Genomic DNA, 15,833 nt, shown 5'->3' on the forward strand with positions numbered 1-15,833 from the left:
GCCCGCGCGGCCGAAGACCGGCGACTATCAGTGAGCCATCAGAACCGGCAGCCCGGCATGGTTCAGCACGTAGCGCGTGACACCGCCCAGGATCATTTCCCGCATCCGGCTGTGGCCATAACCGCCCATAACCAACAGGTCGGCGCCCAGCTCCACGGCTTTCTTGGTGACCGTCTCCCCAACGGGTTCCGATCCCGGATGCAATATAGTTAACTCAGGGTTAACACCCTGCCAAGCGAGATATTGGGCAATGCGGCGTCCTGTCGCGCCTTCCGTCACCGAAGTTTCGGCGGTCAGAATGTGGGCGCGCTCGGCGCTGCGCAGGAAGGGCAGGGCCGCGGCGACGGCGCGGGTGGCTTCCGTCTTGCCGTTCCAGGCGACGGCGACGGTGTGGCCGATCTCCGCCGGCAGGTTTTTCGGCACCAGCAGCACCGGCCGGGCGGACCCCAGCAGCGCCGTTTCCATGGTGGTGTAGCCCTGCGTGTCCGCCTCGATCGAGGTGTGGGCGCAGACGATCAGGTCGGCCAGACGGCCTTCGGCCGGCACCACGTCCTCGATCCGGCCGACGACCTCGCGCCAGGAAGCGGACGGCGCCTCGACCCCACCGGGGACGTCACGCATCTCGAAGCCGGCTTCGGCGACGGCGGCGTCGAAGGAACGGCGGGCGGCGGCGCGGTGGTTGTTCGACTCCGTCTCGGCCGCGCGCATGATCTCGTCCACCATGGCGCCGGACATGCCCTCGCCCAGCATCGGGACGGCATCGCGCGGGTCGAGGCTGACGAACAGGCCGACGAGGTGGGCGTCGAAATCGCGCGCCACCGAAATCGCGCCCTTCAGGGCCACCGGGTCGTTCTCACTGCCGCACAGCGGCACAAGGATGGTTTTGTAGGTCATGGACTCCTCCCGGACCGGTTCGAGCGGCCCTTCCCGGACGGCGGCGGTCCGTCCGCCGGTGTGGCGGACGATTCTCACCGGGCCGTCATTCGCCCCATCGTCGCTGCGATCCGCGGTCCGGGGCAGGAACCGCAAATCTTGAAGATGCAGTCCATAAGATGTTGTCACTGCTGGAATTAGGCCAAGCTTGCACGGGCGTCGTCCAGCACATCCGCTGCAACCCTGCCAGAATCCAGGCGCGTCCAGTCGATTGTACCCAAATCATAGGATTCCTGCCGTTCCACCACGTCGGCGGTGGCGTCGGACGCATCGTTGCGACGATTGGTCACACGCTCCACCCGCTCCGACAGCGGCGCCTCCATCCAGATCCCGTCGAACTGCAGCCCGGCGTCCGCTGCGACCGCTTCGATCCGGCGGCGTTCCTCCGGCCGGGCGCTCACCGCATCGACCACCACGGCTTGGCCCGTTCCCAGAACCGCCGCCGCCCGCCGGTACAACTCATCATAGACCCGTTCCGTCACGGCCGGTGCATAGCCGTCGGCCGGCAGCCGGTCGGTGTCGGCGACTCCGCACAGTCGCTTGCGCAGCACGTCGCTGCGCAGCACCACCGCGCCGGGCGACGGTCCCAGATCGGGCGCGATCCCCTTGGCCAGCTTCGTCTTACCGGTGCCGGACAACCCGCCGACCGCCACCAGCCGCGCCGGTGCCGGGTCCAGCGCGGCGAGCGCCTGGTCAAGATAGCGCCGCGCCTCCCCAGCCAGCCCCTCCGCCTTTCCGCCAAGCCGCAGCGCCGCGGCCGACACCTTGGCCCGCACCGCCGCGCGCAGCGACAGGAACAGCGGCAGCGCCGCCAGCCCGCCGTAATCCTCGGTCTCCTCCAGATACCTGTTCAGCACCGCGTTGCCCAACGGCCGCAGCCCGCGGTGATCCAGATCCATCAGCAGGAAGGCGAGGTCATAGAAGACGTCGGCCACCGCCAGCACTTCGTCGAACTCGATGGCGTCGAACAGGGTCGGCTCGCCGTCCAACAGGACGATGTTGCGCAGATGCAGGTCGCCATGGCCATGGCGGACGAATCCATCCCGCCGCCTCGCCTCCAGCAGGGGCGCCAGCCGGTCGAGCGCCTCGCCCGTACGCTCCGCCAGCCGGGCCACCGCGTCGGCGGGAAACAGGTCCGGCGCGGCGCGCAGATCCTCCAGATTGCCATCCGCCACCTCGCGCAGCGCCTCCACCCCGCCGCCATCCGGCCGGGGAGCGGCGTCACGGTGAAAGGCGGCGACCCGCTCGGCCAGCCGCCGCATCAGAGCGGGGGTCAGGTCGCCCCGTTCGGCCATGCGGTCGAACAGCGCCTCGTCGGGAAAGCGCGACATCGATACCAGCCAGTCGATTGCGTCCCCGTTCTCTTCGTCCAACCGCAAACGGCCGTCGGCTCCCCGGCGGATTGCGACCACGCCCCGATAAAGCGCCGGCGCGGTGCGACGGTTGATCGCCAACTCCGCAAGACAGGCCGCGCGGCGTTTCTCGACCGTCGAGTAATCCAGATAAGGATAGCGCACCGCGCGCTTCAGCTTCAGCGCCCGGTCACCCGCCAGGAACACCAGGGCGGCATGGGTGTCGATCCGCTCCACCGGCTGCCCGCCATGGGTGCGCGGATCGCCGAGGAAGGCGATCACCTCCTCCTGCGGCCCAGGGCCGGACGCTGGTTCGGCGGGATGCACGCTCATGAGCATATGGTAACAGACGATGGTCCCGCACCGCTCATGCTTTCATGGTTGAAACGCGGATGGCGATGACGACATCCTAGGGGTAGTGCCGATACTCCATGGGTCAGTCGCCACGCCCCATCGTTATAGTGGCCGGACCGCATGGTGCGATCCGACGCGTCACCGGGAGGGGGTGCCCGTGAACCGCCTGTTCAGCCGCCAGGGGAATTGCCCGCAGGCCATCTCGGCCGCCTGTCTGCTCGCGTTCGCTTTCACTCTTCTGGGGGCCGGCGTCGGATCGGCGCGGGCGGAGTCCATCGACGCGGACGGCCGGTTCGGCAACTGGGCGGTGGGCGGCCTCGCCTACAGCCTGCAGCCACCGGCGGAAAGCAACCTCACCATCCTGAACAGCAAGATGCGGATCGGGTCTTCGCTGGTCCCGCAGGTCGAACCCTATGTCACCATCCAGCCCTGGATCGGGCCGGGCAGCGGCAGCAGCCTGACCCCGCGCGGCGCCGTGACCGGTCTCGGTACGGGACTGACCGGTGGCCTCAGCGGCGGCGTGCTGGTCGACGTGCCGCTCGGCTCCTTCGTCTTCACCCCCAGTTTCGGCGCCGGCACCCTGCCCACCGCCCGGCGCGAGGGCGCCCCCACCACCGAGTTCCGATCGCAGCTGGAGTTGGGGTACGAGTTCGACAACAAGTCGCGCTTCAGCCTGGGCTACAGCCGCATCGTCAACGACGCCGCGGCGGGCGATCCGGCCGCCGGCACCAACAACGTCTTCGGCTTTTATTACCGATTGCCTTTCGGCGGCCCCTGACCGGGGGCCGATGCCAGGACATCGTGTCGCGGCGTCTGCCGTAGGCAAAACGCGCGCATGGGTAGCGTCTTAACCGCATCTTAAACATGGTTGGATCAAGTGGACGCGGACCGAACGCTCCCCGGGGAACCCACCATGGCCACCAAGCGCAAGACCGCCTCCTCCGCCGCTCCCGCAACCGCTCCCGCCGCCGCTGCTTCCGCCACTGCCGCCGCCGCGCCGGTGTTCGAGGCTCCGGTGGAAAGCTGGGCCGACACCATCCTGCGCACCAACTTCGCGTCGGTGGAACAGGACAGCATCGTCCTGTTGCAGGCGGCCAGCACCCTGCTGGAATCGGATGTGCCGGAAAAGGTCACGGTCGCCCTGGACCAGAACCTGAAGCTGTGGATCGCCATCAAGACGGTCCTGCTGAACGACGACTGCCCGGTCGAGCCGGAGGTGAAGGCCAACCTGCGCAATCTGGCGCAGTATGTCGTCTCCACTACCATGCTGGCGACCCAGGGCGCGATCGAGACGCGCAAGCTGGTCTCACTGGCCCGCCTGAACATGAACATTGCCGAGGGCCTGCTCAGCGGCCAGCGCAACCGCATGATCCAGGAACGCGCCTACCAGATCTGGCAGGACGAAGGCTGCCCCGAAGGTCGGGAGCAGGAGCACTGGCTGCGCGCCGAGGCCGAAATCACCGGTCTGTTCAAGGTCTAAGCCCCGGCGGAGCGCCGACGGAAGGCATCGGGGCGGGTTTACGCAACACCGCCATACCGCCCCGGCATGACCGCCCGCGTCGCGACACCGTGACGCGGGCGACAACGCTTGGTAGGCTTGGCCTATCGTGACAGTTCCTCCCCATCCTCTCCCAAAACAGCACCAGCGTGTCGACAACACCCGGCTCGGCATCACATCGATGCTGCTGTCGGTGCTGTTCTTCTCGGTGATGAACGTCCTGGCGAAGCTCCTGATGGACCGCTTCCCGGTGAACGAGGTCATGTTCTTCCGCAGCCTGTTCGCACTGATCCCGGTCTGTCTGGTGATCCATTTCGCCAACGGCTTCGCTTCGACGTTGCGCACCCGCTATCCCTGGGGCCATCTGGGCCGATCGATGATCGGACTGAGTGCCATGGTGGCGACCTTCTGGTCCTTCCACCTGCTGCCACTGGGCGACGCCATCTCGCTGAATTTCGCCGCACCGCTGTTCCTCACCGCGCTGTCGGTGCCGCTGCTGGGCGAGAAGGTCGGCATCCATCGCTGGAGCGCCGTGCTGGTCGGCTTCGCCGGCGTGCTCATCATCGTCCGGCCCAGCGGCGATGTGTTGAATCTGGGCGCGATGCTGGCCCTGGGCGGCGCGCTGTGCACCGCGATTGCGATGATCGCCATCCGGCAGCTGAGCCGGACGGAACTGCCCAACACCATCGTCTTCTATTTCACCCTGCTGACCACCGTCATGACCGGCCTGTCGCTGCCGGTCTCCTGGATCACGCCGGGGCCGCTGGATCTGCTGCTGCTGCTGGCGACCGGACTGTGCGGCGGCGGCGGCCAGCTGATGCTGACCCGCGCCTATTCGCTGGCCCCGGCCGCCGTCGTGGCGCCGCTGAACTATGCCTCGCTGCTGCTGGCGGTCGGCTTCGGCTGGCTGCTGTGGGGGGAGGTGCCGACCGGGACGATGGCGGCCGGCGCCGCCGTGGTGATGGCGAGCGGACTCTACATCCTGTACCGCGAGACGCAGCGCGGCACGACCGTGACCAAGCCGCTGCCGGCCGGCGAAGGCGACTGACGAAACCCGCAAGCCCCGAAATTTCGGCGGATCGCCGCGCGTCATAGTTTCGCCATCGCGCAATGATGGGCTGTAGCATTGCGCCGGTGAACGAGTCGGTGGGCAAAATGGCGGGCAAAAGCCGCCGGCGGCGCCTATATGATTGGTTCGCGCAGCATGACCGGGCGGCGGCCCAGGCGAACCGCCGGCCCGGCTGCATTTCGGCGCGGAGGGGGCGGCATGAAGCAGAATGAGCGACGCGGCGACTCCGGATCCGGCCAGCATCGGGCTGCCGACAGCGACGGCGTGATGGAACCCCGCTTCCGCCTTGCCCAGGCGCGCGCGGCGCTGCTGTGGGAACGGCTGGGACCGGCGCTGTGGGCGCCGCTGTCGGTGCTGGGTGCCTTCCTGGCGCTGGCGCTGCTGAATCTGCTGGTCCTGCTGCCGGGTTGGCTGCATGGGCTGGCCCTGCTGGTGCTCGCCGCCGCCTTCCTGCTGTCGCTCTTCGTCGGGGTCCGGCGCTTCCGCAGCCCGGCGGAGGATGAGGCCCGCCGCCGGCTGGAACGGGACAGCGGCCTCCCCCACCGCCCGCTGCACACGCTGCGCGACCGCCCCGCCGGCAACGACCCGACCGCCCAGGCGCTGTGGCGCCTGCACCAGGAACGCACGCGCGCCGCCATGCGTAGACTGCGCGTCGCCTGGCCGGGCACCGAGGTGCCGTCGCACGACCGCTATGCCCTGCGCGCCCTGGTGATCCTGACGCTGGTGGTCGCCGGCGCCGCCGCCTGGGGCGACTGGCGTCCGCGCATCGCCGCCGCGCTGACCCCCCAATTCGCCGGCAGCGGCGCCACGACGACGGCGACGCTCGACCTGTGGATCAACCCGCCCGACTATACCGGCCTGCCGCCGGTCTTCCTGAAATCCGGCTCCACCGCCAAGCAAGCCGCCAAACCGGCAAGCCAGCAGGCCGCCGGCACCCCCTCCGCCGAACAGCCGGCCGACCAGCCGGTGAAGGTGCCGCAGGGCAGCCTCGTGCTGGCCCGCGTCACCGGCGGCGGCGGCACCCCCAGTCTGGAGGCCGGCGACCAGACCGGCCCGTTCGAGGCGGTGGATTCGACCAACTTCCAGGTGCAGAAGCCGGTGACCGGCGGTACCCGCATCTCCGTCACCCAGGGCGGGCGCACGCTGGGCTCCTGGCCGATCGAGGTGGTTCCCGACCGACCGCCCATCATCGCCCACGCCAATCCGCCCGCCGCCGGCGAGCGCGGTGCGCTGAAGCTGGACTATGCCGCCCGCGACGATTACGGCCTGACCGAGGTGAAGGCGCAGATCCGCCTAGCGCCCGAGGTTCCGCCGCAGCCCGGCACCGCTAAAAATGGGGCCGTGAAGAAGGAAGCGCCGAAGACCGAAGCCGACCCGGTGCTGGAAGTCCCGCTGTCGCTGCCCGGCGTCCGCCCGAAAGAGGCGCACGCCACCGCCTTCCAGGACCTGACCGCCCACCCCTGGGCCGGCATGCCGGTGACGGTGCGGCTGACCGCCACCGACGGAGCCGGCCAGACCGGCCGGTCGGACGATGCGGCCATCATCCTGCCGGAACGGACATTCAGCCACCCCGTCGCCCGCGCCATCATCAACCAGCGCAAGATCCTGACCCGCAATCCGCAGGAGTCGCGGGTGCAGGTCGCCCGCGCGCTGGCGGAGATCTCCGCGCGCCCCGGCACCTATGGCGACGACATCGTCGCCTTCCTGTCGCTGCGCACCGCCTTGGCCCGGCTCATGCTGGACCAGAGCGCCGACAGCGTCCCGGCGCTGCAGCAACTCCTGTGGGAAACCGCGCTCCGCATCGAGGATGGCGGCCTGTCGCTGGCGGAGAAGGACCTGCGCGACGCCGAGAAGCGCCTGTCCGAGGCGCTGGACAAGAACGCCTCCGACGAGGAGCTGAACCGCCTGATGGACGAGCTGCAGGCGGCGCTCGACAAGTTCATGGACGCCATGGAACAGCGGATGATGGAGGCGCTGCAGCGCGGCGAGAAGATCCCGATGGTCCCGCCGGAAATGGCCGACCGCATGACCGACCGCAACGACCTGCAGCAGATGCTCGACAAGATGCGCGAGATGGCTCAGACGGGATCGCGCGACGCCGCCCGCCAGATGCTGTCCCAGCTTCAGCAGATGCTGGAGAACATGCGCTCCGGCGCCATGGCCCAGATGAACCAGCAGCAGGCCCAGCAGCAGAACCAGACCTGGGAGATGATGCAGCAGTTGCAGAAGCTGGCGCAGCAGCAGCAGCAGCTCCTCGACCAGAGCTTCCGCCAGTCGCAGGAATCGATGGACCAGCAGCAGGGGCAGCAGGGCGAGCAGCCTCGCGGTCGCCAGCAAAACCAGCGCCGCAACCAGAACGGCCAGCAGAATCCCGGCAGCCCCACCCTGCAGAAGCAGGCCGAGCAACAGGAGGCGCTGCGCCGCCAGCTGGGCGAGTTGATGCGCCGCATGGGCGAACAGCAGGGCGGCGAGATCCCGCAGCCGCTGGGCCGTGCCGAGCGCGCCATGCGCGACGCCGCTCAGGCGCTGCAGCAGGGCGCCCCCGGCGCAGCGGTGCCGTCGCAGACGGAGGCGATGGAACAGCTGCAGCAGGGCATGCAGGGCATGGCCGAACAGATGGCCCAGCAGATGATGGGGCAGCAGGGTCCGGCCATGATGGGCCAGCAGCAGGGCCAGATGCCCCGCCAGGGCCGGGGGCGCGACCCGCTGGGCCGCCGCCCGTCCGGCTACGGCATGCAGGATTCCAACGACGTGAAGATCCCCGAACAGTCGGAGCTCCAGCGCGCCCGCGAAATCCTGGACGAACTCCGCCGCCGCTCCGGCCAGTACGGCCGCCCGCAGGAGGAGCGCAACTACATCGACCGGCTGCTGAAGCAGTTCTGATACCGGCGGGGGAATTCCGGCGAGTCGGGCCGGAATTCCCGCCTGCCGGATCGCTTTGACTTGCAACGCTCTGCTCCCGCCGTCATTTCCTCACAAATTCCGGCCAAACTTGGGCGGAGAAAGGGCGGCAAGCCGGGGAGAGCGGGCGTATGAAGGTCATCATCTGCGGGGCGGGACAGGTCGGGGCCAGCATCGCGCGGCATCTCGCGCTGGAAGACAACGACATCACGATCATCGACACCTCGACCGAGCTTGCCCAGCGGATGGACGAGAGCCACGACGTGCGCGGCATGGTCGGCTATGCCTCTCACCCCGACGTGCTGGCCCAGGCAGGGGCGCGCGACGCCGACATGCTGATCGCCGTCACCCATTCCGACGAGGTCAACATGGTGGCCTGCCAGGTCGCCCATTCGGTGTTCGACATCCCGCTGCGCATCGCCCGCATCCGCAAGCAGGCCTATCTCCGGCCGGAATGGTCGAAACTGTTCGCGCCCGACCATCTGCCGATCAGCGTCGTCATCTCGCCGGAGGTGGAGATCGCCCACAGCATCGCGCGCCGCCTGCGCTCCCCCGGCGCGTTCGAGATGGTGCCGCTGGCCGACGCCAAGGTGCATCTGATCGGCGTCCACTGCACCAACAGCTCGCCGCTGCTGAACACGCCGCTGCGCCGCCTGACCGAGATGTTTCCCGACCTGCGCGCCGCCGTGCTTGCGGTCTTCCGCGACGGCGTCGGCTTCGTGCCGAAGGGCAACGACCAGCTGCGGCTGGGCGACGACGTGCACCTGGTCTGCCGCACCGCCGACATCGTCCGCGTCGTCGCCCTGTTCGGCCATACGGAAGCGCCGGCCCGCCGGCTGGTCATCGCCGGCGGCGGCAATGTCGGCTTCAATCTGGCGCAGATCGTCGAACGCCACATGCGCGGCATCTCCATCAAGATGATCGAGGGCAACGCCGACCGGGCGGAGCTGATCTCCCGCTCGCTGCGCTCCAGTACGGTGGTGCTGAACGGCGACGCGCTCGACCATGAGATCCTGGAGGAGGCGCAGGTCGGCCGGGCCGAGACCATCGTCGCCGTCACCAACGACGACGAGACCAACGTCTTCACCTCGCTGCTGGCGAAGCGGGCCGGCTGCGGCCGGGCGATCACGCTGCTGAACAAGACCTCCTACGCGCCGATCGTCGCCGGGCTTGGGATGGATGTCGTCGTCAACCCGGCGGCGGTCACCGTGTCGTCGATCCTGCGCCATGTCCGGCGCGGCCGGGTGGCGGCGGTGCAGACCATCGGCGACAATTTCGGCGAGGTGGTGGAGGCGGAGGCGCTGGAGACCTCGCGCGCCGTCAGCGGCCCCATCGGCACCATCGGCCTGCCGGCCGGCATGATGATCGGCGCGCTGGTCCGCGGCGGCGAGGTCATCATCCCAACCAGCCAGACGGTGATCGAGCCGCATGACCGCGTCATCGTGATGGCGACCGCCGATCTGGTGCGCAAGGTCGAAAAGCTGTTCGCCGTCGGGCTGGAATTCTTCTGATCCGTCATCCTCCTGCAGAAATTCCGCCGATCCTCATTCCCGCCCAGAGACATCATGCCGAATTTCAGGCCGATCCTGTTCATCATCGCCATCGTTCTGCTGGCGCTCGCCGCGACGATGCTCATCCCGGCCGCGGTCGACTATGCCTATGGGAATCCGGATGCGCGGATCTTCCTCTATTCCGCCGGCTTCACCGCCGGCTGCGGCGGGGCGCTGGCCTGGTCGGCGCGCTGCCACCTGCAGGGCGGGCTGTCGCTGCGGCAGGCCTTCCTGCTGACGCCGCTGACCTGGACGACCACCGCGGCCTTCGCGGCCCTGCCCTTCCAGTTCGGCCATTTCCCCGACCTGTCGCTGAACTACGCCAACGCCTTCTTCGAGACGATGTCGGGGCTGACCACCACCGGATCGACCGTGCTGGTCGGGCTGGACCTGACGACGGAGGGAATCCTGCTGTGGCGGGCGCTGCTGCAATGGCTGGGCGGCATCGGCATCATCGGCGTCGCCATCGCGGTGCTGCCGGCGCTCAGGGTCGGCGGCATGCAGCTGTTCCGCACGGAATCCTCCGACCGCTCGCAGAAGGTGCTGCCGCGCGCCCAGCAGATCGCCAAGGCCATCGCCGCCGTCTATACCGGGCTGACGGTGATCTGCGGCATCAGCTATTGGCTCGCCGGCATGACGCCGTTCGAGGCGGTGGTGCATGCGCTGACCAGCCTGTCGAGCGGCGGCTTCTCCACCTCCGACAGCTCCATCGGCCATTTCAGGAACCCGGTGCTGCACTGGCTGGTGACGCTGTTCATGCTGGCGGGCAGCCTGCCCTTCGTCCTCTATGTCCGCACCCTGACCGGCCAGCGCGACGCGCTGTGGCGCGACAGCCAGGTGCGCACCTATCTGACCTTCCTGGCGGCGGTGATCCTGCCGCTCAGCGTCTGGCTGACCCTCAAGTACGGCTACAGCTTCGCCGACGCGCTGCGGCTGGTGGCCTTCAACGTGGTCTCGGTCGTCACCACCACCGGCTACGCCTATACCGACTACAGCCTGTGGGGGAATCTGGCGGTCGGCGTCTTCTTCGGCCTGACCTTCATCGGCGGCTGCACCGGATCGACGGCCGGCGGCATCAAGATCTTCCGGTTCGAGGTGATGGTGACGGTGCTGCGCACCCATTTCCTCCACCTGATCTATCCGCGCGGCGTCTTCCCGCGCCAGTACGGCAACCGGCAGCTGGACGACGACGTGCTGGGATCGGTGATCGTCTTCTTCGCACTGTTCTTCACCGCCTACAGCGTCACCACCATCGCGCTGATGGCGCTGGGGCTGGACTTCATCACCAGCGCCAGCGCCGCGGTGACCGCGCTGGCCAATGTCGGCCCCGGCCTGGGCGACGTGATCGGCCCCGCCGGCAACTTCTCGACCCTGCCGGATTCCGCCAAATGGCTGCTGTCGCTGGCGATGCTGCTGGGCCGGCTGGAGCTGTTCACCGTGCTGGTGCTGTTCATGCCCCAATTCTGGCGGGGCTGAAACGGCGACGGGACCGGCTTTCGCGCAGTCCCGTCCGGAAGCTTCTCAACCGCTGCCCCGCATCACTTGTCGGGGTTATGGTTGGCGACGTGGTCCTGCATCTGTTCGGTCTGCACGGCCTTGCTGTCCAGGCCGCGGGCGTCGGTGTGACGGGACTTGTCGCGGTTCGACAGCACCTCGTTGTCACCGATGGAACCGGCGGGCAGGTCGGTGTTGGCGCCGGTGCCGGTGCCCTTGCCCTGTCCGCTCGGGCTCATGTGCTTCTTGTTGGCGTTCGCCATCGCGTATTCTCCGTCGGTTGGCCGTGTCGTTTGGCTGTCCAGGGCCGCCGGGAAAGCGATCCCCGGCGGCCGACGGCTGGAGTTGGGATCGGAAGCGACCGTCAGGCCTGCTTCGGATCACTGCTGCAGGATCACTGCGGGTTGCGCGGCTTGGTGCCGTCCAGGCCGTTCGCCGTGCCATGGGCCGCATCGCCGGACATGCCGCCCGTGCTGTGGTCGCCGTTGCGCTTGCCCAGCGAGACGGTGTCGTCGTCGTACTTGAACTCCGCCATCTGCTTGACCTGATCCTCGGTCACCTGACGGGCGACGACGCGGTCGCCGTCGGTCCGCAGCAGGTTGTAGTCCAGCGCCACCTGCTTCGCGCCGATCCCCAGCACGCCGCCGCGGTTCAGGATCACCTGGGTGGCCTTGCCGCTCTGGGCGTCGAGGATGATGTCGGCGACGTCGCCCAGCTTCTTGCCGTTCTCGCCATAGACGTCCTTGCCCATCATCTGGTCGATGCTGTTGCCCTGCTGGGCGGCGGCACCGCCTGCGGAGGCGACGGCCGGGCGCTGGTCGCGGGCCATGCGCAGATGCTGTTCAAGCGTCGGCAGGGTCTGCTCGGCGAAGCGTTTCAGGTCGGCGTCCTTGCCGTTCTGCGCTTCCTCACGGAACAGCGAGACGGCGGTCTGGTGGGCGTCGACCTGACCCTGCATATAGGCGGAGTCGAACTGGTCGCCCTTCACGCCGCGCAGCTTGTCCAGCTTCTGCTGGTGTTCGGAATCGAGCTTGGTCGGCAGCGTCATCGACTTCTTCTGCGCCATCTCCTTCATGGCGTCGGAGGTCTTGGTGTGGTCGGACACCATGTGGCTGCCGAACTGCTTGACGTCCTTGTCCTTCGCCTGGTCCTGCGCCAACTTGCCCGCCTGGATTTCGAACATGTCGCTCATCGCCGCCTTGTTGGCGAAGGTCATGTCCTGCTGCGCCACCTGCCCCTTCTCGGTCACCTTGGCGGTCGGCGTCGGCGTCTGGGCCAGGGACAGGGTGGGGGCCGCGAACAGAACCAGGGCGGCGGTCGCGAGAAGATGATGGCGTTTCATGGAGGCGGCTCCTGCAAATTCATGGTTTTCCGGTCGCCGACAATCCGACCTTATGGCCGGACCGAAGCGCCCTTCTTCGCCACCTCAACCGTCGAGCGCGGCGGTCGTTCCCTTCCACCCGGCAGACTGGTCGGTCGCCCACCACCCATCCGGACCACCCCGTCCGGTTCGTCCGGGGTGCCGCGCCTGTGCGCCGATTCGGCCAAAGGGGACGCGCCGGGGGTATAGCCGAATGAGCACTCGGCCTAGGCCGCGCGTCCGGGGCAAGAAGGGTGGTCTATTACCCCGGTATGGAGGCCTGCTTGCTTCGTGACGCCCGCCATGTCCTGAACGGCACGCACATCGACTGCGATCTGTGCGTGATCGGTGGCGGTGCCGCCGGCCTGACCATCGCGCGCGAACTGGCGGGCGGCAGCTTGAGCGTCGTCCTGCTGGAAGGCGGCGGGCTGGAGGTCGACGGCATCTCCCAGGCGCTGTATGCCGGCCGCAACGTCGGCCTTCCCTACGAACGGCTGACCACCGCGCGCAGCCGCTATCTGGGCGGCAGCACCAATTGCTGGGGCGGCTTCTCCCGTCCGCTGGAGCCGGGCGATTTCACCGAACGCCCCTGGATGCCGGGCAGCGGCTGGCCGATCCGGCGCGACACGCTGATGCCCTATTACGAGCGCTCCCACGACGTGCTCGGCCTAGGTCCCTTCCAGTACGACAATGATTTCTGGATGGAGCGGGTCGGCGGGCCGAAGACGGCGCTGATCCCGCTGGATAACGACGGCAATGGCGGCGGCGATTTCGAGAACCGCGTCGCCCAGCTCAGCCCGCCGATCCGCATGGGCGAGGCCTATCGCGCAGAGATCGGGCGGGCGGCCAACATCACCGCCTTCCTCAACGCCAACGTCACCGGGCTGGACACCAACCCGACCGCCACCGCGGTGGAACGGGTGCAGGTCCGCACGCTGGCCGGCCCCAGCTTCACCGTCGGCGCCCGGCTGTTCGTGCTGGGCTGCGGCGGGATCGAGAATGCGCGCATCCTGCTGCTGTCCAACAAGGTGCAGGCGGCGGGGCTGGGCAACGGCAACGATCTGGTCGGCCGCTATTTCGCCGACCATCCGCGTTTCAAGACCGCGCCGATCCGTCTGACCCGGCAGGGGCAGCACCGCACGCTCTACGACGTCAGCCTGTGCCTCGCCCGGCGGCGGCTGCGCCGGCCGCATCCGTCGATCGCGCTGGCGCTGTCGCCGACGGCGGAGCTTCAGGAACGGCACGGGCTGCCCAACTCGCGCACTTATCTGGTCGCCTCCTACCATTCCGGGGCGCTGGACGCTTTCAAGGCGATGCGCGACCTGCGGCTCCTGCCGTCGCGCCACAGCTGCCGCCGCTTCGGCGTGTCGGAGGACGAGGCGGCGAGCCTGCTGCGCAATGCCGGCCCGCGCATCCTGCGCAGCCTGCCGCAGCTGGCCCACGCGCTGTTCGACAGCACCATCGACCCCGGATGGCTTCCCCGCCGCTTCACCCTGGAAACCGTGCTGGAGCCGGTGCCCAACCCCGACAGCCGGGTGACGCTGGACCACGCCACCGACCCGTTCGGCTGCAACCTGCCGAAGGTGGACTGGCGTCTGACCGATCAGGACCGCCGGGGCGCGACCGAGACCCAGCGCCTGCTGCGCGAGGACCTGCTGCGGCGCGGCCTGATCGCCGTCGATACGGATGCGGAGCATGAGGCGACCCATGAGGCGACGATGGCCGATGTCGGCTGGTGCTGGCACCATATGGGCACCACCCGCATGCATGAGTCGCCGCGTCACGGCGTGGTCGATCCCGATGGCCGCGTCCATGGGGTGGGCAACCTCTATGTCGCCGGCAGCTCCGTCTTCCCGACCATGGGGGCGGACCACCCGACCATGACCATCGTGGCGCTCGCCCTCAGGATGACCGACCGCGTCCTCGCCCTGCTGCAGGACGAACGGAACAGTCCGCCCGCCCCCGCGGTCGCCGCCTCGCTTTGAGCGGGGCGGCGGCGTCCTATATTCCTCTCCTTCGCGGAGAGGATTTCACCATGGACCTGTTCGACGATGTCCCGGCCCCACCGCCGGCCCCACTTGCTGAAGGCTTGCCGCCTGCCGCCGGGCCGTTGCCGGACATCGTGGCGCCGGGGCTGGACTGCCTGTTCGTCGGCTTCAATCCGGGGCTGCGGTCGGGGGCGCTCGGCCACCATTATGCCGGGCGCGGCAACCAGTTCTGGCGCCTGCTGCATGAGGCCGGCCTGACCCCGCGCCTCTACCGGCCGGAAGAGGACGTGACCCTGCCGGCCATCGGGCTCGGCTCCACCAACCTCGTCGCCCGCGCCACCGCCGGCGCCGCCGAACTGTCGCGGGCGGAGTTGCGCGGCGGGGTGCCGAGGCTGGCGCGGATCGTCGCCTTCGTCCGCCCCCGCGTGCTGGCCTATACAGGCAAGGGCGTCTATCTGGCAGCGTCCGGCCTGCCCGACGCCCCCTGGGGCGTGCAGGAGCGCGGCCTGTTCGACGGCGTCGCCGACGTGGTGGTGCCCTCGCCGAGCGGCCTCGCCCGCCTGCCCTTCGAGGAAAAGCTGCGCTGGTTCCGCGAGGTCCGGGCCGAGATGGCGCGGCGGCGGTCCGACGACCCCGCCCCCGTCACTCCAAATGCGGCTGGCGGGTCACCGCGAAGCTGACCGATCCGTCGGCTTGATGGCGCAGGATCCAGACGGTGTGGAAATCGTCCCCCTCCCATTTCTTCGGCACCTGATCGGCCGGAGCGCCGAGCGCCAGCGCCAGCTCCGGCAGCTTGCCGTGATGCCAGCAGATCAGCACGGTGGCGCCGGTGTAGGGCGCATGGCTCAGCAGCGCCGGCACCTGGGCGACATCGTCGTCGGCAATCGTGTGGCTCAGCGGCAGGGCGCGGATCAGGCTGATCGGCGTCACCGTTTCGATCGGCCGGACGCTGTGCGGCGAGGGTGCCGTCGCGACCACCGCCGAAATGGCAGGCGCCCCCGCCGGTACCAGGGCGGGCAGCGTGCCGGTGATGGCGCAGGCGCGCTGCCATCCCTTTCCAGACAGGTTGGGATCGGAATCGTCATTCGGCTTTTCACCATGACGGATCATCAGAATGGTATTCGGCGCATGCTTGGAATCTATCATTTCAAAACACTCCCTCACGAGGGCAATAATTCGGAGATTAGATTACCATAAGGAGAACTTTATAACGATGTTCTCTCGTGGAGAGCAAGGCATGCCAGCCGTTGGCGGCGGCGGCAAGGCACAAGTGCGGCGGAACGCCGAGCCCGCCGTCACCGCAATTCCTGGCTAGTCGGTAGAGATAACTGTCC

13 protein-coding genes are annotated in these 15,833 nt (G+C 68.5%); 8 read left to right on the plus strand and 5 right to left on the minus strand.

From position 1 onward, the window contains the following. Nucleotides 1-27 precede the first annotated feature (27 nt). Entirely contained in the window at nucleotides 28-894 is an 867-nt protein-coding gene (locus tag PWS46_RS26380; protein ID WP_434624907.1) for a universal stress protein, read from the minus strand. A gap of 176 nt (nucleotides 895-1,070) precedes the next feature. Further along, the gene (locus PWS46_RS26385; protein ID WP_434624909.1) at nucleotides 1,071-2,618 is read right to left on the minus strand and encodes an AAA family ATPase; all 1,548 of its coding nucleotides are present in this window, start codon (nucleotides 2,616-2,618) and stop codon (nucleotides 1,071-1,073) included. A gap of 178 nt (nucleotides 2,619-2,796) precedes the next feature. Between PWS46_RS26385 and PWS46_RS26390 the strand changes: the two genes are divergently transcribed. The 6 genes from PWS46_RS26390 (at nucleotide 2,797) to PWS46_RS26415 (ending at nucleotide 11,133) form a co-directional block, all read left to right on the plus strand. Further along, nucleotides 2,797-3,417, plus strand: a complete 621-nt coding sequence (locus tag PWS46_RS26390) for a hypothetical protein (protein WP_434624911.1) — start codon at nucleotides 2,797-2,799, stop codon at nucleotides 3,415-3,417. Nucleotides 3,418-3,552: 135 nt separating this feature from the next. Next, nucleotides 3,553-4,119, plus strand: coding sequence for a DUF2934 domain-containing protein (locus tag PWS46_RS26395; RefSeq protein ID WP_434624912.1), 567 nt, complete (start codon nucleotides 3,553-3,555; stop codon nucleotides 4,117-4,119). Nucleotides 4,120-4,246: 127 nt separating this feature from the next. Next, on the plus strand, nucleotides 4,247-5,185 hold the full coding sequence (locus PWS46_RS26400) for a DMT family transporter (RefSeq protein WP_434624914.1): 939 nt from the start codon (nucleotides 4,247-4,249) through the stop codon (nucleotides 5,183-5,185). A gap of 219 nt (nucleotides 5,186-5,404) precedes the next feature. Continuing rightward, the gene (locus tag PWS46_RS26405; RefSeq protein ID WP_434624915.1) at nucleotides 5,405-8,089 is read left to right on the plus strand and encodes a TIGR02302 family protein; all 2,685 of its coding nucleotides are present in this window, start codon (nucleotides 5,405-5,407) and stop codon (nucleotides 8,087-8,089) included. A 149-nt stretch (nucleotides 8,090-8,238) separates the two neighbouring features. Further along, complete coding sequence (gene trkA / locus PWS46_RS26410) at nucleotides 8,239-9,618, plus strand: Trk system potassium transporter TrkA (RefSeq protein ID WP_434624917.1); 1,380 nt, start codon at nucleotides 8,239-8,241, stop codon at nucleotides 9,616-9,618. A 54-nt stretch (nucleotides 9,619-9,672) separates the two neighbouring features. Then, entirely contained in the window at nucleotides 9,673-11,133 is a 1,461-nt protein-coding gene (locus PWS46_RS26415) for a TrkH family potassium uptake protein (protein WP_434624919.1), read from the plus strand. Between the two features lie 62 nt (nucleotides 11,134-11,195). On the opposite strand, the gene PWS46_RS26420 is transcribed toward PWS46_RS26415, so the two are convergent. Beyond that, nucleotides 11,196-11,414 carry a hypothetical protein gene (locus tag PWS46_RS26420; RefSeq protein WP_434624921.1) on the minus strand — a complete coding sequence of 73 codons (219 nt, stop codon included), beginning with the start codon at nucleotides 11,412-11,414 and terminating at the stop codon, nucleotides 11,196-11,198. 131 nt (nucleotides 11,415-11,545) lie between these two features. Then, nucleotides 11,546-12,493 carry a DUF4142 domain-containing protein gene (locus PWS46_RS26425; RefSeq protein ID WP_434624922.1) on the minus strand — a complete coding sequence of 316 codons (948 nt, stop codon included), beginning with the start codon at nucleotides 12,491-12,493 and terminating at the stop codon, nucleotides 11,546-11,548. A gap of 302 nt (nucleotides 12,494-12,795) precedes the next feature. On the opposite strand from PWS46_RS26425, the gene PWS46_RS26430 reads away from it, so the two are divergent. Together PWS46_RS26430 and PWS46_RS26435 are read left to right on the plus strand one after the other, a co-directional pair. Then, complete coding sequence (locus tag PWS46_RS26430) at nucleotides 12,796-14,496, plus strand: FAD-dependent oxidoreductase (RefSeq protein ID WP_434624925.1); 1,701 nt, start codon at nucleotides 12,796-12,798, stop codon at nucleotides 14,494-14,496. Between the two features lie 50 nt (nucleotides 14,497-14,546). Then, the gene (locus PWS46_RS26435; RefSeq protein WP_434624927.1) at nucleotides 14,547-15,179 is read left to right on the plus strand and encodes a mismatch-specific DNA-glycosylase; all 633 of its coding nucleotides are present in this window, start codon (nucleotides 14,547-14,549) and stop codon (nucleotides 15,177-15,179) included. On the opposite strand, the gene PWS46_RS26440 is transcribed toward PWS46_RS26435, so the two are convergent. Next, a complete protein-coding gene (locus PWS46_RS26440) occupies nucleotides 15,142-15,645 on the minus strand; it encodes a hypothetical protein (RefSeq protein ID WP_434624929.1) in 504 nt (167 codons plus the stop codon). The genes PWS46_RS26435 and PWS46_RS26440 overlap by 38 nt on opposite strands. Nucleotides 15,646-15,833: the final 188 nt, after the last annotated feature.

The organism is Azospirillum sp. B2RO_4, assembly GCF_051124815.1.
Taxonomy (GTDB): domain Bacteria; phylum Pseudomonadota; class Alphaproteobacteria; order Azospirillales; family Azospirillaceae; genus Azospirillum.

Coding starts and splice junctions, on each gene's coding strand:
- PWS46_RS26380 (WP_434624907.1), bottom strand. CDS start 894: ATGACCTACAAAACCATCCTTGTGCCGCTGTGCGGCAGTGAGAACGAC.
- PWS46_RS26385 (WP_434624909.1), bottom strand. CDS start 2,618: ATGAGCGTGCATCCCGCCGAACCAGCGTCCGGCCCTGGGCCGCAGGAG.
- PWS46_RS26395 (WP_434624912.1), top strand. CDS start 3,553: ATGGCCACCAAGCGCAAGACCGCCTCCTCCGCCGCTCCCGCAACCGCT.
- PWS46_RS26405 (WP_434624915.1), top strand. CDS start 5,405: ATGAAGCAGAATGAGCGACGCGGCGACTCCGGATCCGGCCAGCATCGG.
- trkA (WP_434624917.1), top strand. CDS start 8,239: ATGAAGGTCATCATCTGCGGGGCGGGACAGGTCGGGGCCAGCATCGCG.
- PWS46_RS26415 (WP_434624919.1), top strand. CDS start 9,673: ATGCCGAATTTCAGGCCGATCCTGTTCATCATCGCCATCGTTCTGCTG.
- PWS46_RS26420 (WP_434624921.1), bottom strand. CDS start 11,414: ATGGCGAACGCCAACAAGAAGCACATGAGCCCGAGCGGACAGGGCAAG.
- PWS46_RS26425 (WP_434624922.1), bottom strand. CDS start 12,493: ATGAAACGCCATCATCTTCTCGCGACCGCCGCCCTGGTTCTGTTCGCG.
- PWS46_RS26435 (WP_434624927.1), top strand. CDS start 14,547: ATGGACCTGTTCGACGATGTCCCGGCCCCACCGCCGGCCCCACTTGCT.
- PWS46_RS26440 (WP_434624929.1), bottom strand. CDS start 15,645: ATGATAGATTCCAAGCATGCGCCGAATACCATTCTGATGATCCGTCAT.